The 18,626-nt window shown below is 66.6% G+C and carries 22 protein-coding genes; 8 read left to right on the top strand and 14 right to left on the bottom strand.

The window, feature by feature from the left end; genetic code table 11:
- The first annotated feature begins 3 nt into the window (after positions 1-3).
- Genes QX010_RS29425 through QX010_RS29410 form a run of 4 tightly spaced genes read left to right on the top strand, consistent with a single transcriptional unit; the run spans position 4 to position 1,349 of the window.
- Positions 4-348 (top strand): helix-turn-helix domain-containing protein, encoded by a 345-nt coding sequence (locus tag QX010_RS29425; protein ID WP_315801952.1) that lies wholly within the window; start codon positions 4-6, stop codon positions 346-348.
- On the top strand, positions 341-604 hold the full coding sequence (locus tag QX010_RS29420) for a hypothetical protein (RefSeq protein ID WP_316183208.1): 264 nt from the start codon (positions 341-343) through the stop codon (positions 602-604). Before QX010_RS29425 ends, QX010_RS29420 begins: the two co-directional genes overlap by 8 nt.
- Complete coding sequence (locus QX010_RS29415; RefSeq protein WP_316183207.1) at positions 604-933, top strand: DUF3817 domain-containing protein; 330 nt, start codon at positions 604-606, stop codon at positions 931-933. Before QX010_RS29420 ends, QX010_RS29415 begins: the two co-directional genes overlap by 1 nt.
- Entirely contained in the window at positions 930-1,349 is a 420-nt protein-coding gene (locus QX010_RS29410) for a CopD family protein (protein ID WP_316183206.1), read from the top strand. Before QX010_RS29415 ends, QX010_RS29410 begins: the two co-directional genes overlap by 4 nt.
- 46 nt (positions 1,350-1,395) lie before the next feature.
- Here the strand turns inward: QX010_RS29410 and QX010_RS29405 are convergent, their stop codons facing one another.
- Together QX010_RS29405 and uvrC are read right to left on the bottom strand one after the other, a co-directional pair.
- The gene (locus QX010_RS29405; protein ID WP_316183205.1) at positions 1,396-1,623 is read right to left on the bottom strand and encodes a hypothetical protein; all 228 of its coding nucleotides are present in this window, start codon (positions 1,621-1,623) and stop codon (positions 1,396-1,398) included.
- Positions 1,624-1,667: 44 nt separating this feature from the next.
- Positions 1,668-3,734 (bottom strand): excinuclease ABC subunit UvrC, encoded by a 2,067-nt coding sequence (uvrC, locus tag QX010_RS29400; RefSeq protein ID WP_316183204.1) that lies wholly within the window; start codon positions 3,732-3,734, stop codon positions 1,668-1,670.
- Between the two features lie 244 nt (positions 3,735-3,978).
- On the opposite strand from uvrC, the gene QX010_RS29395 reads away from it, so the two are divergent.
- The gene (locus tag QX010_RS29395) at positions 3,979-4,614 is read left to right on the top strand and encodes a porin family protein (RefSeq protein WP_315713602.1); all 636 of its coding nucleotides are present in this window, start codon (positions 3,979-3,981) and stop codon (positions 4,612-4,614) included.
- A gap of 248 nt (positions 4,615-4,862) precedes the next feature.
- Here the strand turns inward: QX010_RS29395 and QX010_RS29390 are convergent, their stop codons facing one another.
- From QX010_RS29390 to QX010_RS29375, 4 genes are all read right to left on the bottom strand, one after another.
- Entirely contained in the window at positions 4,863-5,078 is a 216-nt protein-coding gene (locus tag QX010_RS29390) for a cold-shock protein (RefSeq protein WP_006612991.1), read from the bottom strand.
- A 252-nt stretch (positions 5,079-5,330) separates the two neighbouring features.
- Positions 5,331-6,191 (bottom strand): 23S rRNA (adenine(2030)-N(6))-methyltransferase RlmJ, encoded by an 861-nt coding sequence (locus QX010_RS29385; protein ID WP_316183203.1) that lies wholly within the window; start codon positions 6,189-6,191, stop codon positions 5,331-5,333.
- Between the two features lie 136 nt (positions 6,192-6,327).
- A complete protein-coding gene (locus QX010_RS29380; RefSeq protein WP_316183202.1) occupies positions 6,328-7,032 on the bottom strand; it encodes a ribonuclease T2 in 705 nt (234 codons plus the stop codon).
- Between the two features lie 132 nt (positions 7,033-7,164).
- Positions 7,165-7,623: a hypothetical protein gene (locus tag QX010_RS29375; protein WP_315801959.1), complete on the bottom strand. Its 459-nt coding sequence runs from the start codon at positions 7,621-7,623 to the stop codon at positions 7,165-7,167.
- A 168-nt stretch (positions 7,624-7,791) separates the two neighbouring features.
- On the opposite strand from QX010_RS29375, the gene QX010_RS29370 reads away from it, so the two are divergent.
- Entirely contained in the window at positions 7,792-8,097 is a 306-nt protein-coding gene (locus tag QX010_RS29370; RefSeq protein WP_316183220.1) for a hypothetical protein, read from the top strand.
- Between the two features lie 84 nt (positions 8,098-8,181).
- Positions 8,182-8,730 carry a DUF3617 domain-containing protein gene (locus tag QX010_RS29365; protein WP_316183201.1) on the top strand — a complete coding sequence of 183 codons (549 nt, stop codon included), beginning with the start codon at positions 8,182-8,184 and terminating at the stop codon, positions 8,728-8,730.
- A gap of 46 nt (positions 8,731-8,776) precedes the next feature.
- On the opposite strand, the gene QX010_RS29360 is transcribed toward QX010_RS29365, so the two are convergent.
- The 5 genes from QX010_RS29360 to QX010_RS29340 form a co-directional block, all read right to left on the bottom strand.
- Positions 8,777-9,769 carry an NAD(P)H-quinone oxidoreductase gene (locus QX010_RS29360; RefSeq protein WP_316183200.1) on the bottom strand — a complete coding sequence of 331 codons (993 nt, stop codon included), beginning with the start codon at positions 9,767-9,769 and terminating at the stop codon, positions 8,777-8,779.
- An 18-nt stretch (positions 9,770-9,787) separates the two neighbouring features.
- Positions 9,788-10,993 (bottom strand): ABC transporter substrate-binding protein, encoded by a 1,206-nt coding sequence (locus QX010_RS29355; protein ID WP_315801962.1) that lies wholly within the window; start codon positions 10,991-10,993, stop codon positions 9,788-9,790.
- An 83-nt stretch (positions 10,994-11,076) separates the two neighbouring features.
- Positions 11,077-11,928 (bottom strand): fumarylacetoacetate hydrolase family protein, encoded by an 852-nt coding sequence (locus QX010_RS29350; protein ID WP_316183199.1) that lies wholly within the window; start codon positions 11,926-11,928, stop codon positions 11,077-11,079.
- A 31-nt stretch (positions 11,929-11,959) separates the two neighbouring features.
- The gene (locus QX010_RS29345; RefSeq protein WP_316183198.1) at positions 11,960-13,483 is read right to left on the bottom strand and encodes a bifunctional 3-(3-hydroxy-phenyl)propionate/3-hydroxycinnamic acid hydroxylase; all 1,524 of its coding nucleotides are present in this window, start codon (positions 13,481-13,483) and stop codon (positions 11,960-11,962) included.
- Between the two features lie 69 nt (positions 13,484-13,552).
- Positions 13,553-14,344, bottom strand: coding sequence for a DNA-binding transcriptional regulator (locus QX010_RS29340; RefSeq protein WP_316183197.1), 792 nt, complete (start codon positions 14,342-14,344; stop codon positions 13,553-13,555).
- A gap of 140 nt (positions 14,345-14,484) precedes the next feature.
- On the opposite strand from QX010_RS29340, the gene QX010_RS29335 reads away from it, so the two are divergent.
- Positions 14,485-15,468, top strand: coding sequence for a VOC family protein (locus QX010_RS29335; RefSeq protein WP_316183196.1), 984 nt, complete (start codon positions 14,485-14,487; stop codon positions 15,466-15,468).
- Positions 15,469-15,482: 14 nt separating this feature from the next.
- On the opposite strand, the gene QX010_RS29330 is transcribed toward QX010_RS29335, so the two are convergent.
- The 3 genes from QX010_RS29330 to QX010_RS29320 form a co-directional block, all read right to left on the bottom strand.
- Positions 15,483-16,871, bottom strand: coding sequence for an ATP-binding protein (locus QX010_RS29330; protein ID WP_316183195.1), 1,389 nt, complete (start codon positions 16,869-16,871; stop codon positions 15,483-15,485).
- Positions 16,872-17,327: 456 nt separating this feature from the next.
- Complete coding sequence (locus QX010_RS29325; protein WP_315801968.1) at positions 17,328-18,059, bottom strand: response regulator transcription factor; 732 nt, start codon at positions 18,057-18,059, stop codon at positions 17,328-17,330.
- Entirely contained in the window at positions 18,056-18,604 is a 549-nt protein-coding gene (locus tag QX010_RS29320) for a MarR family winged helix-turn-helix transcriptional regulator (RefSeq protein ID WP_315801969.1), read from the bottom strand. Before QX010_RS29320 ends, QX010_RS29325 begins: the two co-directional genes overlap by 4 nt.
- Positions 18,605-18,626: the final 22 nt, after the last annotated feature.

The following is an 18,626-nucleotide window of genomic DNA, read 5'->3' as shown; positions in this document are numbered from 1 at the left end:
CGTATGCCCACTGAAGGCGATCAACTGCTGGACAGGCTGGCAGCGTTGGCCAATCCGCATCGGTTGCGGGTGGTGGCTGCTTTGCAGGCCCGGGGGCGCACCTATGTCAGCCAGTTGGCCCGCGAGCTCGGCATCAGCCGGCCATTGCTGCACCTTCATTTGCGCAAGCTCGAAGAGGCGGGGCTGGTCACCAGCCGGTTGGAGCTCTCCGCCGACGGCAAGGCGCTGAACTACTTCGAGGTTGCTCCCTTCGAGATCGCCCTGACGCCGTCCTCGATCGCCAAAGCAGCGGAGACGCTGTCCGTCGTTCCATCCTCCATCAAACCGGAAGGAGACCAACATGGCTGACAAAGCCGCCATCTTCCTGCTCGTCACGATCCTCGTCCTTGTCACCATCATCCTGGTGTTTGCGATGAAGTATTTTGCGGCGGTCCGGCAGGCCGGACGGCAGGTCGCGACGGAGGAGGGCTTCCGCGCGCTGACCGAGCGAGCCGTTCGAGCGCAGGAGACGAGTGCAGATCTGCTCGCCGCCCTCAAGGGCAGTCTGGGGCAGATCGAGCTGCGGCTCACCCAGGTCGAAAAGGTGCTGAAGGAGGTCGAATGATGACCACTCAGCATCAGGCCGAGGAGCTGTCGCTGTTGAAGCGGATGCGCGCAGTCTCGCTCGTCGAAGGCAGCACATTGCTGCTGCTGGTGCTGGTGGCGGTGCCGCTGAAGCACTTTGCCGGCTTCGCCGTCGCCACCAGGATCATGGGTCCTGTCCACGGCCTCGCTTTCATGGGCTACATCTGGATGCTCATCCAGCTCGCAGCCGGCGGCGGCTGGTCGAGAACGGAGATCGTCCGGATGACAATGGCTGCGTTCGTGCCGTTCGGCGGCTTCGTCAATGCCCGCGTCCTGGCGCGACGCGAGATGCTGCTGGCGGCGCCATGATGGTCGAGTGGCTCAAGGCGCTGCACGTCGCCGCCGTACTGTGCTGGAGCGGCGGGTTGCTGGCCGCAGCGATCACCATCGCGGCGGCTGCGACCAAGGCAGAAGCGGCTGGTGCCGCCACCATGGTCGAGATCGTCAGCCGCTGGGACCGGCGTGTCACGACGCCGGCCATGCTCGTCGTGTGGGGCGCAGGCCTCGCACTCGCCATGCAGGGCCAATGGTTCGGCTCGCTTTGGCTGACGATCAAGCTCGGCATCGTGGTCGCGCTGTCCGCGCTGCACGGCGTGCTCGCGGGAACGCTGCGACGGCTTGCACGGTCCGAGTCGCCGGCGCCGCGCTGGTTCTCTCATGCGCCGCCGCTGATCGTCGGCAGCGCTGCTGCGATCGCCGTGCTCGTGGTCGTCAAGCCGTTCTGAGCTCCACAGGAACAGCGACGATGTCGTCGGCCCCTGTAGCACGAGGTTAAACCTTGATGGGCGGCTCGATCTGCGCGAGCTCGTCCTTCAGAGGCGGCCAGCTGTGGGCCATCACAACAGTGCTTAGGATGCCGCGCAGCGAGAAGCTGGCCTCGAAGATCTCGCCCGTTTCGGCCTCAAGTTCAAACGTGACCTTGGAGTCATCATCCATCGATGGGCCGCCCCACATGGAGCGGCCCATTACGATCGTAGGCAGCTTCGTTCGCTTCGCCATGAAGCCTCCCCATCTACACAAAGAACGTCTGACGGCGCGATTAACTAGCTCGCGTTGCTGTGAAAATACTCAAAGATCTTCCGTGCGCTTTCCGCCGAAACCCCCGGCACCTTGCCGAGGTCGGCGATCGAGGCGCGCTCGATCTCCTTGAGCGTGCCGAAGTGGTGCAGCAGCGCGCGCTTGCGCGACGGGCCGATGCCGGGGATCTCCTGCAGGCCGGCCTCGCGGATGTCCTTCTTGCGCAGCTTGCGGTGCGAGCCGATGACGAAGCGATGCGCCTCGTCGCGCAGCCGCTGGATGAAATACAGCACGGGGTCGCGCGGCTCGAGCTTGATCGCCTCCCGCTCCGGGATGAATAAGGTCTCGCGGCCGGCGTCGCGATCGGGGCCCTTGGCGACTGACATCAGCGCGACATTGGTGACGCCGAGCTCGGTGAAGATCTCGCGGACGGCATTGAGCTGGCCGCGGCCGCCATCGATGATGACGAGATCGGGCCATTGCGGCACGTCGTCCTCCTTGGCCGCGCGGGCGACATCCTTCTCCGACGGTGACACCAGCCGCTTGAAGCGGCGCTGCAGCACCTCCTTCATCATCGCGTAGTCGTCGCCGGGCGTCAGCCCTTCCGACCTGATGTTGAACTTGCGATACTGGTTCTTCATGAAGCCGTCGGGACCGGCGACGATCATCGCGCCGACCGCGTTGGTGCCCTGGATGTGGCTGTTGTCGTAGACCTCGATGCGCCGGGGCACCTGCGGCAGGCCGAGCGTCGCGGTCATCGCCTCCAGCAAACGGCTCTGCGTCGCGGTGTCGGCGAGCTTGCGGCCCAGCGCCTCGCGCGCATTGGTCAGCGCGTGGATGACGAGGTCCTTCTTCTCGCCGCGCTTCGGGCAGGAGACCTCGACCTTGTGGCCGGCCTTGACGCACAGCGCCTCGGCGAGCAGCTCGGCCTCCTCGATCTCGTGCGACAGCAGGATCAGCTTCGGAGGCGGCTTGTCGTCGTAGAACTGCGACAGGAAGGCGGATAGCACCTCCTCGGGCGTGAACGTCTTCTCGGCGCGCGGGAAGTAGGCGCGGTTGCCCCAGTTCTGGCCGGTGCGGAAGAAGAACACCTCGACGCAGGAATAGCCGCCTTCCTGGTGGATGGCGAACACGTCGGCTTCCTCGACCGTGCGCGGGTTGATGCCCTGCTGCGAGGAGATCGCCGACAGCGCGGCGAGGCGGTCGCGATAGACAGCGGCAGTCTCGAATTCGAGCTCGCTCGACGCCTTCTCCATTTCCGCCGCCAGCAGCGCCTTCACCGCCTGGCTGCGTCCGGACAGGAAGTCGGTCGCCTCGCGCACCAACTCGGTGTAGCCGGGGAAATCGATCTCCTGGGTGCAGGGACCGGCGCAGCGGCGGATCTGGTGCAGCAGGCAGGGGCGGGTCCGGCTCTCGAAGAACGAATCGGTGCACGAGCGGATCAGGAAGGCGCGCTGCAGCGCCGTGATGGTGCGGTTGACCGCGCCGGCCGAGGCGAACGGGCCGAAATAGCGCCCCGGACGCGACTGCGCGCCGCGGTGCTTGAGGATCTGCGGCGCCCAATGGTCGCCGGTGATGAGGATGTAGGGGAACGACTTGTCGTCGCGCAGCTGCACGTTGAAGCGCGGCTTGAGCTGCTTGATCAGGTTGGCTTCGAGCAGCAGCGCCTCGGTCTCCGTGGTGGTGGAGACGATCTCGACGGTCACCGTGGCCGCGATCATGCGCAGGATGCGCGCCGGCAGCGGCGCGTTGGCACGCGCATAGGACGACAGGCGCTTTTTGACGTTCTTGGCCTTGCCGACATAGAGCACGTCATGCGCCGCGTTGAGCATGCGGTAGACGCCGGGCGAGGTCGGCGCCAGCCGCACCGCGTTCTCGATCGCCGCGTGGCCGATCGCGAGCGGGCCTTCCCCGACCGCCTCCAGGCCCTCCTCGGCCAGCTCCGGCAGCCGGCCGTCATCGTCCTCGTCCGCAGCCGAGGCGGCGGGGTCGAGATCTGGCGTGTCGATGGCCTCGGGCGGCAGGTCGGCCGTGGCGCCACGCCGGCTCGGGGGCGTCGGCGCCTTGGGTGGATCGGAGCTGTGGGTGGTCATGTCCGCAAATTAAGCGCTGCCGCGCCGTCTCGCCAGCTTGCGATGGCGCCATGCACAGGGCACGCGCGGTAACGCTTCGTTAAGCACGTTAATGGCCCGCTAACCCGGCTTAACAACGGCTTAACCTAAAACTCTCGATAAATGCTCACGAAAGAAGCGAGAGTTCCGTAACCACGCCGGCCCGCGCAGCACAGTCGCGCGGCGCATGCTCCGGCGGGTGACGGCGAGTGGCGTGGAGTGAGCGATGAACAGGTTCTTGGTCGGTGCTGCCGCCGCGGCGGGCTTGGGCGCGGCGGCTCTCGGATCGGTCTCGGCGCAGGCGGCGGACCTCGGCTACGGGCGCGGCGCGCCCTACACCGTCAACCAGCCCCTCAACGCCTACAGCTGGGCCGGCCCCTATCTCGGCGGCACGCTGGGCTATGAGTGGGGCACCGTCGGCAACAACCCGACCAAGCCGTCCGGTCTCACCGGCGGCCTGACCGCGGGCTACAATTGGCAGAACGGCCCGTGGGTGTTCGGCGCCGAGGGCGACATCAACCTGACCGGCGCCAACGACACCTTCGCGCCTTGGAAGTTCTCCAACCCGTGGTTCGGCACCTTGCGCGGCCGCGCCGGCTACGCCTTCAACAACATCCTGTTCTACGGCACCGGCGGCCTCGCCTTTGGCGGCCTGCGCGCCGAGACCTTCGGTCTTTCGGAATCGCACACCACGGTGGGCTGGACGCTCGGCGCCGGCACCGAGTTCGGCCTGGCGCAGAACTGGACCGCCAAGATCGAGTATCTCTACGTCGATCTCGACAGCAGCAATTTCGTGATCACGGGGGCGAAGAACGACTATCGGTTTGGAATTGTGCGCGCAGGCATCAACTTCCACTTCTGATGGCAACGAGGGAATAGGAAGAAGAAACGTCCAACGACAACCTCCCGGCCGCTCGCGCGGCCGGGATTTTTTTGTCGGAGCGCTCCGTGCAATCGTGCATCATCGCGCGCGGCCTGCACGTACGAGCCGGCAATGCTGTGCACGCAAACAGGCGCTGCCGACAGCTTCCAAACCAACGAAGAGGTGGCGTCGAGGCGCGTCCGGTTGCAATCACGCCGGCGCGCGAACGACCGCCAGGCGGGCTCGTCCTAAGACGATAGCACCAGGTTCACCGCTTTCGGGCCCTTGCCCTTCTTGTCCGGCTCGACCTCGAAGCTGATCCGCTGTCCTTCGGTCAGGTCCTTCAGGCCCGCGCGCTCCACCGCCGTGATGTGCACGAACACGTCGCGTCCACCGTCGTCCGGCTTGATGAAGCCGTAGCCGCGTTCACCGTTGAAGAACTTGACCGTCCCAGTCATGGCCATCGGGAAACTCCTCCCCCGCAATGCTTCCTCCACTGCGCGCCCTGCGCAGCGTCCGACCGGACATCACTTTGATCGGAAAGCGTTGGCCACCTTAACGCCCAGCGCTCGCCGCGCCGGATCGCCGGATCTTGTTAGGCCTTGATCACCCCGCCGCAACCATTCGCGGAAGCGGAACGTAAAGCCAGTCTTACAATCGGACACAATAATACGGTTCCGCGCCGATTGACTACGGCTTTTCGACCAGTAGCCGTTTCAAGCTTTGGGGAATTCGATTCGGAAGCGCGCCGCGCCGCCCTGGCCGAGCGGCTTCTGCAGTTCCTGCAGGATGAGCTTCAGCTCGTCATGCAATGTCCAGGGCGGGTTGACGATCAGCAGTCCGGTCGAGGTCAGCGCCTCGCCTTCGATCTGCGGCGCAACACTGAACTCGACCCGCAGCACCTTGCCGGGTGGCTTGGCCGCGGCCGCGAGCGCCGCGATGCGATCGCTCAGCTCTTCGGTGGCGCGCCGGCTCTTGGCGGGGTACCACAGCACGTAGATACCAGTGGTCCATTTCGCGAAGGCCGCGGCAAAGCGGTCGGCGAGCCGCTCGAACTCATCCTTCGCCTCGAACGCCGGATCGATCAGCACCACGCCCCGGCGCTCGTTCGGCGGCACGAAGGCGGGCAGGGCGACCCAGCCGTCGAGATCGACGACGCGGGCCTGGGTGTCGCGGCGCAACTGATCGATCAGCTGCTTGCGGGGGATCGGCGCCAGCTCGCACAGGGTCATGCGGTCCTGCGGCCGCAGCAGCGCGCGCGCGATCAGCGGCGAGCCGGGATAGGCGACGAGCTCGGCCGTCGGATTGAACGATCGGACGATATCCAGATAGGGTTGGACCAGCGCATAGACCTGATCCGACAGCCGCGCCTGCAGCAGGCGGGCAATGCCGGTGAGGAACTCGCCGCTGCGGGTGGCCTCGTCGCCGGTGAGATCGTACAGGCCAGCGCCGGCATGGGTGTCGATCACCCGGAACGCAGCGGGCTTCTCCTGGAGGTAGACCAGGATGCGCGTCAGCACGATGTGCTTGATGACGTCGGCGAAGCCGCCGGCGTGAAAGGCGTGTCGGTAGTTCATGCCGTCCCGGTTACGCCGTTCCGCGTCAAAAGGGTACCCCGTCGATGCGCCGCATGCCCTTTCGGAGAGCCGCGGATCATCGCCGCCGCAACAGGCGCCGCAGGCCGACGCGCTGCGGTCGCCCGATTCGCAGTCGCTAGCCGCCGCGGACCGGCGGCATGTTGACCTCGTCGCGCCGGCAGGCCTGCCGGTCGATCTCGTCGCAATTGCGAAACTCGAGGTCCTTCGACAGGCAGATCCGGACCTCGCTCAGCCGGGTGCGATTGCAGGTGACGGCAATGCCCGATGTCGTGAGCTTGGGGTTGGCCTTGATGAAGGCTTCCTCAACCGCCGCCGGCGCCACTGTCTTGGCTTCCGCGAGATCGAGAAATTCCGGCGGGATCTTGATGGCGGCCCGCGCCTTGCGGATGGCTTCGAAATAGGCCTTCGCCGACATGCCGGCGCAGGTGCCGTGCTTGTCCCACTCGTTGTAGATCAGGCCCGGCGCCGGCATCAGGTCGAGCATCGAGGTCATGATGTTGCGCGGCAGGCGCGGCGCCGGCTGCTCGCAATATTCGGGGTAGCCGTTCTCGTATTGCGGCCACAGCCCGTGCACGACGAACGAGTAGGGCCGGCCGGTGCACTGTTGGGACCGGCTGCCGCGGCCGCCGCGCTCCTCCGCCTCGGCACAGTACGAGGGCGACCACGACAGCGAGAGAACGTAGAAGTCGAACGCGCCCGGCGCATTCTGGCGCCGGTCCTGCGCCGCGGCGGAGCCAGCCGCGAGCACCCCGAGCAAGAGGGCAAAGCAGGCGATCGTTCTGGACAACAGGACGGCAGGTCGGCGCAGGCAATCGAACATGGCATACTCCCCGGACAATGCCAGGAGCCTACCAGCGCGCGGGAACATTTCAAGAACAAAAATGGCTGCCCCGAGGCAGCCATTGGTCAGCTGGCCGCTCGCGCGAGCGGGCGATGCGCCGGGAAAGGCGAATCAGGGCTTGGCGGCGCGGCAGGCCGGATTGAAGGCCCAGTTGCGATCGAGGCCGACGACGCAGAACTCGACGCCCTGGTCATAGCCGGCGAAGCCGCCATCCTCGATGATCGAGAAGTTGACGGTGCGCGCCTTGCCGTCGCTGATCATCACGCTGCCGGTGCAGAAGCGGCGCGGGATGTTGTCGGACTGCCAGGGCCGGAAGGCGATCTCATGGACATTGGCGACGCCGGTAATCGTCAGCGAGGAATTCCAGAAGGTGCTCTCCTTGTCCTGGAATCGCGAGACGATGGTCGGAATGGCCGCCTCGCAAGGCGCGACCCGGCCGTCATATTTCGGGCCGGACAGCCAGAAGTTCATCTCGAGCGGGTTGGCCGCCTGGGCCGGCGCGGTCGCGACCGCGAGCAGCGCGCCGCATGCGGCACCGAACGTCTTGAAAGCTGAGCTGAAGTCGCGCATGGGCCGTCCGCAAGGCTGATCCGGGAGCGTGGACCGTGCCGCGGTGGCCACAGGAGGTCAAGTGCAACGCGGCAACACTCCACGATTAGTCCTGTTAACCCGGGGCCGGTGTTCTTTTCTTGACCGCACGGGACCTTTAGAATGGCAGGCCAGATCGAGGAGAATGCAATGCGGACGCTGATGGCCGGATTCGTGAAGACTGCAGGCCTCGTGGCCGCTGGGATGGTTCTGGTTGCCGCGTCCGCCCAGGCCGACGTGGTGCCGCCCTTCAAGGGCAACGACACCGGCGGCATCATCGCCTATCAGCTGGCCCGGACCACGGATGCGCGCCAGCTCGCGGTCGACCACTGCGCCTCCTACGGCAAGGTCGCGAAGTTCAGCGCCGTCGATGCGCGCTACGGCGGCTACGTGTCGTTCTCCTGCCGCTGGGTACCGTACGGCTCGGCGCAGCGGCCGCTGCGGACGCTCTACTGACCTTCCATCAACTGCCGTTCTCCTAATTGCCATCTTTTGGCGGCATTCGCTCTGGCATCGATCAACGAGCCGGAACGGGGGCACATGACCTGCACACGCATCGCAATCGGGCTGTTGGCCTGCTGCCTCCTGGGCGTGACCGCGAGCCATGAGGCTCGGGCCGTCGACCTGCCGGTGCGCAAGGCCGGCCTGTGGGAGCTGAAGATGATCAGATCCGGCGGTCAGCTGCCGGAGGCGACGATTCAGCACTGCACCGACGCGGCCACCGACAAGGAGATGAACAACTTCGCCTCTCCGATGGCGCAGCAGGTCTGCTCCAAGCAGGACATCCAGAAGACCGCGACCGGCTACGTCTCCGATTCGGTCTGCAATTTCGGCGGCATCAATACGACGTCGCATGCCGACATCACGGGCGATTTCAACTCGGCCTATACGGTGAAGACGATGTCGCGCGTCACGGGCGGCGCCGCCGGCACCGGGGTGAAGGACACCGCGATGACGATCGAGGCCAGATGGCTCGGCGCCTGCAAGCCCGACCAGAAGCCCGGGGACATCGTGATGCCCGGCGGCATGAAGATGAACGTCAAGGACATGGCCAAGCTGAAGGCCCTGATCCCGGGCGTGAAGCAGTAGGCGGGCGCTCGTTGCGCGTGATGGGCGCAGCGACGTGGATCGTCGCTCATTCGCGGACGCAAAGCACGATCTTCCCGATGTGCCGGCCCGTCTCCATGCGGGCATGCGCAGCGGCCGCCTCGGACAGGCGATAGGTGCTGTCGATGTGCGGCCGAATGGCCGTTCCGAGAAGAGGCCAGATCCGCTGCCGCAGCTCGGTCGCGATGCGCCGCTTGAGATCGAGCGACGTCGACCGCAGGAACGCGCCGGTGATGCTGGCCCGGCGCACCATCAGGCTGCGCAGCGGCACCGCCAGCTCCTTGCCCTGTCCAGCCGAGAGCTGGGCGATCCGTCCGCCCATCGCGAGCGCCGCAAGGTCCTGGGCGATGTGAGCGCCGGCGGAGGTGTCGAGGATGCAGTCGACCCCGCGCGTCCCCGTCGCCGCGCGGATCTGCTCGGCGAGATCGGGATCGGCATAGTCGAACACGGCGCTGCAGCCGAGCCTGAGTGCCAGGGCGCGCTTCTCCGCGGTGCCGGCGGTGGCCATGACGGGATGTCCCAGCGCGCGCAGCAGCTGGATCGCGATCGTGCCGACGCCGCTGCTGCCGCCGTGAATCAGGGTGGTCTCGCCGGGCGCCATGCGCATCAGCTCGAAGAAGTTGAACCAGGTCGTGAACAGCGCCTCGGGCAGGGCGGCGCCCTGGATCCAGTCGAGGCTGCTCGGCAGGTCCAGCGCAAGATGCTGATCGGTGGCGACGTATTGCGCGTAGGAGCCGCCGTCGGTCAGCGCCATCACCGCTTGACCCAGCCGTTCCGGGGAAACGTCGGCGCCGCAGGCCACGATGCGCCCCGAGGCTTCCAATCCCGGTATGGGATTGGGCTCCCGCGACGGCCCGGCAGCGCGCTGGTTGCAGTCGTGACGGTTGATGCCGGCGGCGGCGACCTCGATCAGGACGTCGTCGGGGCCGAGCCGCGGGACCGGCCAGTCCTGTCGCTCTGACAGGACCTCCGGGCCGCCCGCGGCGGTGATGATGACGGCGCGCTGATCGTCCGGAATCATGTGTGGTCGCTCATGTGCTCACTTGCCGACCAGGCCGCACTTGCTGCGGTCGAGCGGACGAAACGCCTGATCGGGGGCGATCTTCGTCACCAGCTTGACGAAGTCCCAGGGGCCCTTCGATTCGGCGGGAGTCTTGACCTGGACGAGGTACAGGTCGTGCACCATGCGCTGGTCGTCGCGGATCTGACCGTGGTCCGCATAGGCGTCCGAGACCGGTGTGGATTTCATCTTCGCCATCACCGTTGCGCCGTCGTCGCTGTCCGCATCCTTCACCGCCTGCAGATAGTGCCGCACGGCCGAATAAACCCCGGCCTGGATCTGTGACGGCATCGCCTTGCGGCGCGCGTAGAACGCGTCGGAGAAGCGGCGCGCGGCGGGGGAGGCGTCCTCGAAGAAGCTGGTGACGATGAGATCGCCCTGCGTCGCCTTGAGGCCGATGGCTTCGATGTCGACGTTCTGGAACGACATCGGCACGATCTTCATCCCCTGGGCCGCAAGCCCGAATTCCTCGGCCTGCTTGATGGCGGTGGCATTGTCGCCGGCGACGTTGAGCGCCAGGATCTTGGCGCCGGAGGCCTGGGCCTGCAACAGGAACGAGCCGTAATCCGGCGTGCCGAGCTGCGCCTTGACGCTGCCGGCGACCGTGCCGCCGAGCTCGGCGATGCGGGCGCGCGCGGTCGCCTCGACCGAATGGCCGAACGCATAGTCGCCGGTGATGAAGAACCACGGCTCCTTGCTGGTCTGCATGATGCCCGAGACGACGGCGGTGGCGGTCGAATAGGCGTCGTGCGTCCATTGCACCGAGGTCGGCGCGCACGCCTCGTCGGTGAGCTGGTTGGCGCCGGCCCCCGAGACGAGGAAGATCCTGCCGTTGCTGCGCACCAGCTCCTGGACGCCGAGCGCCGCGCCGGAGCTGCCGCCGTCCGCGATCGCCTGCACGCCGTCCTGTTCGAACCAGCGCCGGGCGATCGCGACCGCGATATCCGGCTTGTTCTGGTGGTCCGCCTGAAGGATCTCGATCGGCCTGCCGTTGATGTTGCCGCCGAATTCCTCTGCGGCCATCCGTGCCGCTTCCACCGAGCCGGGCCCCATCGCGGTCGCAAAGATGCCGGTCATGTCGGTGAGCACGCCAATCCGGATGGCTTTCCCTTTGATGTCCGCCTGCGCGGATGAGCCTGCAAGCAGCAACAGCGCGGCGATGCCCGCTGTGAGACGTCGCGACATGATGATTCCTCCCCGGATTCAACGACTTTGTTTGTTATGTCGTGTTTGGTTGGTGCGCCGCGCGGTTCCGCGAGGCGGAGACGTCAGGCCGCCGGTTCGGCGGCCACGGGATTGCGCAGTACGCCGATGCCCGAGATCTCGACCTCGACCGTATCGCCGGGCTTCATGAACAGTGGCGGGGTGCGCTTGAAGCCGACGCCTCCCGGCGTGCCGGTGACGATCACGTCGCCCGGCAGCAAGGTCATGATCTCCGAGCAATAGACGATCAGATCAGGCACGTCGGTGATGAGCAGGTCCGTGGTGGTCCGCTGCACGGTCTCGCCATTGAGGCGGGTCTGCAGCGTCAGCCTGGACGGGTCGGGAATTTCGTCGGCGGTGACGAGCCAGGGGCCGAACGCGCCGGACTGGTCGAAGGTCTTGCCCGACAGGAATTGCGACGTATGGCGCTGCCAGTCGCGGATGCTGCCTTCATTGTAGCAGGAATAGCCGGCGATGTGCGTGGGCGCGTCCTCGCGCCGGACATGCCGGCCGGCTGTCCCGATCACGAGCGCGAGCTCGCCCTCGTAGTCGAAATGATCGGAGACAGCAGGGCGAACGATCGGTTGCAGATGTCCCACCTGGCTGGTCGGAAAGCGCGCGAACAGCGCCGGCTTCTCGGTGACGGTTCGCCCGGTCTCGGCGACGTGGTCGCGATAGTTCAGGCCGACGCAGATGATCTTGCCGGGATCGGGAATGACGGGCGCGAAGGCGATCGCGTCGAGCGGATAGTCGGCCGGTTCGGAGGCGAGCAGCGCGGCGGCGTCGCCGAGCGCATGGGCCTCAAGCAGCGCGCGCAGGCTCTTCGACGACAGCCGCCGGCCGAGGTCGACGACACCATCGCCTTTCACTACGCCGTAGCCCGCACGACCGTCGATGACAAAGGAAACCAGCTTCATACGTGAACCCTCTCAAAAGGAACGGAAACGCTCAGGCCGCGTTCGGCAGCGGTGCGAGGAAGGCGAGGCCTGACAACAGCACCGCGGGATATTCGCCCGTGCGGACAGCGCCTAGGATGTAGCGGTCGGGGCGCATCAGCACGGCGTCGAAGCCGTGCTGATCGAGCCAGCCGTCGAGGCCGCCAGCTTCCTCGCCGCAGATGACGGCGACGTCAGCGGCCGTCAGGCGGGCATGATGCTGCTCGATCACTGCGGCACCGAGTCCTGACCGGCACAACAGCGCGAAGCGATAACCGATGCGGTCGTCGCTGCGGCCGAGATCGCGGCTGCGGAATTGCGGCGCCAGCTTTCCGGTCATGCTGCGATCGCCGCAGGCCAGGCCCGGGCCGAGCAGCGGCTTCTGCACGTCGAGCTTGAGCTGGCCGTCGCCCTGTGCCGTGCCGGTCGCGAGCGCCGCCTCGACCGCCTTGGTGTTGATGAGTCCGCCCAGCCGGATCGCGAGCTCGATGAACTCGCGCACATGCGGCGCGCGCTCGCTCTGATAGGTGTCGAGAAGATCAGGCGTTGCCTTGCCGGCGATCACATGGGCGAGCTTCCAGGCGAGGTTGGCGGCGTCGCGAATGCCGGCACACATGCCTTGGCCAAGGAACGGCGGGGTCTGATGCGCGGAATCACCTGCGAGCAGCAACCGTCCGCTACGCCATTGCTGCGCCACCGCTGAGTGGAAGGTGTAGACAGCGGCGCGTTCGATCTCGGCCTCTGCGGGCCGGAGCCAGGGCGAGAGCAGCTCCCACACGCGCGCCGGCCGCGTGATCTCGGCGGCGTCTTCGTCAGGCTGAACCGTAATTTCCCAGCGTCGGCGGTTGCCGGTGCCGCGAATGTAGGTCGCGGGACGCTGCTTGTTGCAGTGCTGGACGCTGAAATCGCCGAGATCGGTCCGCTCTTGCCTGAGCAGCACGTCGCAGACCAGCCAACGCTCGTGAAAGCCGAGATCGTCCAGCGCCGAGCCGATGAAGCGCCGCACGAGCGAGCGTGCTCCGTCGCAGCCGACCACATAAGCGCAGGAGATATCGACCAGCTGGCCCGTGGCGAGATCCTCATAGCGAACGCGGGCGCCGTCCTGGTTCTGCTCCAGCGCGAACACATCGCAGCGCGTGCGCAGCTCGACATGAGGCCAGCGCTCCAGGCCATTGTTGAGCACGGCTTCGAGATCGGGCTGGTGAAAGCGGTAGCTCAGATTCCAGCCCATCGCTGTCGGCGCGCTGGGGCGCGGCCAGTCCAGCAGCAATCGTCCCTCGGCATCGACGAAGCGCATGCCGGGACTCAAACTGAGGTGGGGCAGGATGGCGTCGGCAAGACCAATGGTCTGGAACACGCGCATGCATTCGTCGTCGAAATGCACCGCGCGCGGCAGATGATAGGCCTTGGTTTCGCGCTCCAGGATCAGGGTGCGGATGCCGCACAGGCCGAGCAGGTTGGCGAGCGTCGAGCCGACGGGCCCGCGGCCGACAATGACGACGTCGAAGCTTCCGGAGTGTGCGGCCATGTTGCTCATGGTCGCATCTGTTCCGCAACCGCCTCGCACCTTCAAGGCGCGGTCACGAACTGTCCGCCCAGCGGACGCTCAGGCCTGGACGGGGATCGCGGCTGCGGCGTCGCGCAATGGCGCCGCGTACTGGGCGACAGCCTCCTCCAGGGTCATGGCTGAGCGGATCCAGATGATCGACATGCAGCCGAACACGACGTCGCCCCGCACGATCGGCACCGCGATCGATGACGTCTTCGGATTGAACTCGCCCTCGTTGCGGATTGCATAGCCGCGCTGAGACGTTTCATTCATCATGCGCTGCAGCCGCTCGGGCGCGAGGAAGGAAGCGTCCTCGGCATCCTCGATGCGTCGCAGGTGGTTGATGATGATGTCCCGCTCGGCGGGTGGGCAAGCGGCGAGATAGGCCCGGCCGGCCGAGGTCTGCAGCATCGGCAGGCGCTTGCCGATCATGCTGCGATCGATCGAGAGCGGGCTGCGCGCATGCGTGGTCTCCTGGATGACCATCGCGCCGTTCTCATAAGTCGACAGATCGACCGGCCAGATCAGGCTGCGGCTGAGCTCGGCGAGATAGGGCGCGGCGACCTGGCAGATGAAGATGCCGGGATCATAGCCGTCGCCGAGGCTCAGCGCGTGGCGCGTCACCCGGAAGCGGTCGTCGCTGGCGCTGCGCGCGACATAGCCGAGTTCCTCGAGTGTTTCGAGCAACCGATAGACCGTGGGCCGCGGCAGATCGAGCTGGCGGGCCACGTCGCCGGCGCGAATGCCGCCGGACCGATTGACCGCGCGCAGCACGTCGAGGCCCCGCTTGAAGGCGCGGACACCCTCCGCAGGACGGGCTTGCGGAGATCGCGTCCGTTGCTTGGACACTTGGAAAATCCTCCCTGTTCTTCGTTTCCGTCCGCCGATACCGTCTTGAGAACGCGAGCCGGATGCAGGGGCGGCAGTCTACTGCAGGACCGCGCGGAGCTGATACGAAATTCCGCCCGCGCCTTTCGGGAGACAACAAGATGGAAATAACGGCGCTCGGTTACATCGGCATCAAGTCGTCCCAGGCGGAGCAGTGGGGACGCATGGCGACCGAACTCCTCGGGATGCAGCGCGTGGATCGCGCGGCCAGCGTGCAGGCCTATCGGATGGACGATCGCAAGCAGCGGCTGATCGTCGATGGCAGCGGCGATGGCGGGCTCGCCGTCATGGGCTGGGAGGTCGGCGACGCCGCCGCGCTCGCGCGCCTGGCGGGCCGTCTCGACGACAACGGCGTGAAGGTGGCCCGTGGTTCGCAGGCGCTGGCCGATGAGCGTCATGTCACCGAGCTGATCTGCTTTCAGGATCCCGCCGGCCACACCATCGAGGTGTTCTGGGGGGCGGCCGTCGCCTCGGATCCCTTCAGGCCAGGACGTCCGATCTCCGGTTTTCGCACCGGGCCGCTCGGCATGGGACACGTCGTGCTCAACGTCGAGGACGTCGAGCCGCTGCTGCGGTTCTATCGCGACCTGCTCGGCTTCCAGGTGTCCGACTTCGGCCTGACGCCTTACAAGCTGTATTTCTTCCACGTCAACGGCCGCCACCATAGTTTTGCGATGGTCGGCTCGGGCCGCCGCACGCTGCATCATTTCATGGTGGAGCTCGGCAGTCTCGACGACGTCGGCCAGGGCTACGACCTGGCGCAGCTCGACGATGGGCGCGTGGCCTATACGCTGGGCCGTCATACCAACGACCACATGACCTCGTTCTACGTCAACACGCCCTCCGGCTTCTTCATCGAATATGGCTGGGGCGGCCGGCTGATCGATCCCGCGACCTGGCAGCCGCATGAGACCTTCGACGGTCCGTCATTGTGGGGACACGAGCGCTTGTATTTGCCGGATGAGCAGCGCAAGCGCCTGCGCGACATGCGGCTGTCCGCGGCCGCACGCGGCGTTCGCGTGCCGGATCCGCGCGTTCCGCCGCTGAACTGCGCGTGGCTCGACGCCGTGATCGCGCAGGAATGAGCTAAACCGGCGCGCTACACCGGGATCCGCACGCTCGCGCGCAGGCCGCCCATCGGGCTGTCACCCAGCGTGATATCGCCGCCGTGCGAGCGCGCGATGTCGCGGGCGATGGCGAGGCCGAGGCCGGTGCCGCCCTCGTCCTGGTTGCGCGCGTCGTCGAGGCGCAGGAACGGCTTGAACACCTCCTCGCGCATGTCGGCCGGGATGCCCGGGCCGTCATCGTCGACGGTGATGGTGAGGTAGCGGTGGTCGCGATGGCCGGTGATGGCGATCGCGTCGGCATGGCGGGCGGCGTTGGAGACGAGATTGCCGAGGCAGCGCTTCAGCGCCTGCGGCTTCACGGTGACCACCGGCAGGCCGTGGAACGACACCGTGGCGGAATGGCCGTTGCGCTCGGCGTCGCTGCGCAGCTCCTCCAGCGCGTTGGAGATGTCGGTCGGCTGCGCGATCTCGCCATTGTCGCCGCGCGCGAAGGCGAGATAGTCCTCCAGCATGTGCGACATCTCGTCGACGTCCTTGCGCATGGCGTCGATCTCCGGGCTGTCGCCGAGCAGCGCCAGCTCAAGCTTGAAGCGCGTCAGGATGGTGCGCAGATCGTGGCTGACGCCTGCCAACATCGCCGTGCGCTGCTCGAGGGTGCGCTCGATGCGCGCCTTCATCTCCAGGAAGGCGTGCGCCGCGCGCCGCACCTCGCGCGCGCCGCGCGGGCGGAAGTTCGGCACCTCGCGGCCCTTGCCGAAACTCTCGGCGGCATCCGCGAGCCGCAGGATCGGCTTGATCTGGTTGCGCAGGAACAGCACCGAGACGATCAGCAGGATCGACGACGTGCCGACCATCCAGAACAGGAAGATGTCGGTGTTCGACGCATAGGCCGCGCCACGCTGCGCGAACACGCGCATCACGGCGTCATCGAGCGCGATGCGGATCTCGACCAGGTTTGAGCGGCCGACGGTGTCGATCCAGAACGGGCGGCTGATCTGGCGGCCGATCTGGCTCGACAGCGACTGGTCGAGCAGGTTGAAGAACGGTTTTGGCCCCGGCGGCGGCATGTCGCCGGCCGGCAGGAAGTCGACCACGAGATTGAGCCGCTGCTGCGCGATCCGGCGCAGCATGGTGCGGTCCTTGTCCTGCGGATAGCCCTTGTAGATGTCGATCAGCGCGGCGACGTCCTGCACCACGGCGGCGGAGAGGCGTCGCGTCACCGTGTTCCAGTGCCGCTCCATGAACACGCCCGCGACCACCGTCTGCAGGATCACCATCGGCACGATCATGATCAGCAGCGCGCGCGCATACAGGCCGGTCGGCATCCAGCCCTTGAAGGCGTTGCCGACGATGCTGTTGGCGCGCGACACGCGGCGGGAGGCGGTGCGGATCAGGGTGAGGCCGGTGTCGAGCGTGGTCATGCGGATCTGCTCTCACGGGTGACGCTGCCGTCATTGCGAGGAGCGAAGCGACGAAGCAATCCAGGGTCATCGCGGGACTCTGGATTGCTTCGCTTCGCTCGCAATGACGGGGAGAGATTGGGGCGCCTCAACTCTTGCGGCGAGGAAGTGAGAGCCGCAGCCCTGGCGGATGGGATCGAAGTTCTTGCACCGGCGATGGTCTGCTCCCTCTCCCCGTTCTTACGGGGAGAGGGCTGGGGTGAGGGGCAGCCGCACGGGGAGTGTTTGTGGTGAGACCTGTACCCCCTCACCCGGATTGCATCTGACGATGCAATCCGACCTCTCCCCGCAGGCGGGGAGAGGCTGAGACCGCGCTCGTGGCGAGAGCTCGAATCCAACCGGAGAGAATAAGCGTGCTCACTGGCGCAACGCGCAAGAAGAGCAACGTGGTCGGAGCCGCCGGTCATCAACCCGCTCTCAACCCGTCACCATCAGCCGGTAGCCGATGCCGCGCACGGCCTGCAGGAACAGCGGGTTGGCCGGATCGCTCTCCAGCTTGCGGCGCAGGCGGTTGATCTGGACGTCGACGGCGCGCTCGTTGACGGTGCCGTTGCCGGTCAGCGCGCCGCGTGGGACGGTCTCGCCGCGGGCATTGGCAAGGATGCGCAGCATCTCGCGCTCGCGGTCGGTGAGGTGGACGATCTCCTCGCCCTGCTTCAGCTCGCCGCGCGCCAGATGGTAGACGAACGGGCCGAACCCGATCTGCTCGACGACCTCTTCCGCCGGAGGCGGCGCGGCCCGCTTGAGGATGTTGCCGATGCGCAGCGCGAGCTCTCTCGGCTCGAACGGTTTTGCGACGTAGTCGTCGGCGCCGAGCTGCAGGCCCTCGATGCGGCTCTCCGGCTCGGCCCGCGCGGTCAGCATCACGATCGGCACCGAGGATTGCGTGCGGATGAAGCGGGCGAGGTCGAAGCCGCTTTCGCCGGGCATCATCACGTCGAGGATCAGCAGATCGAAATGCAGCCCCGTCAGCTTGGCGCGGGCGTCGCTCGCGCTCGCCGCCGTGGTGACGCGATAGCCTTCGCCGCGCAGGAAGCGAGACAGCAGATCGCGGATGCGGCGGTCGTCGTCGACGAGCAGGAGATGCGGTGCGTCGTCGGCCGGCGTCTGCTGATGATGCGGTGCGATGGCGGCGATCGTCACGGTCACTCCTTGGCAGCGGCGACAGGCGTCTTGAAGATGGCTTCCAGCACCTTGTCCGGATCGTCGCGATCGATCATCGCGCGCAGGAACTGCCGGACCTTCTCGGCGCCAGCAGGCCCGATCTGCTCCAGCGCGCGGTCGATGCGCCGCGTCTGCAGCCCGGCCAGCTTGGCGACCAGCGCCTCGCCCTTCGGCGTGGCGAAAAGAAGGCGCTGCCGGCGGTCGTTGTTGCCGGTCTTCTGCACGATGTAGCCTTCGTCCAGCAGCTGCTTGAGCACGCGTCCGAGCGACTGCTTGGTGATGCGGAGAACGTCGAGCAGATCGGCGACCTTCAGGCCGGGATAGCGTGTGACGAAATGCATCACGCGGTGATGCGCGCGGCCGAAGCCGAACGCCTCCAGCTCGTGGTCGGCATCGCCGACGAAGTCGCGATAGGCGAAGAACAGGAGCTCGATGATGTCCCAGCGCAGCGGCTCGCCGGCGGCGGCGGAGGGCTCAGCCGCGCGCAGCTCGGGGCTCAACGTCGGGGACGAGAAATTTATGTCAGCCATATTGACGTTTCTGCGGTTCAAT

This window comes from Bradyrhizobium sp. SZCCHNRI1009 (assembly GCF_032487575.1).
Classification (GTDB): Bacteria; Pseudomonadota; Alphaproteobacteria; order Rhizobiales; family Xanthobacteraceae; genus Bradyrhizobium.
This window is presented reverse-complemented; position numbering and strand designations above follow the sequence as displayed.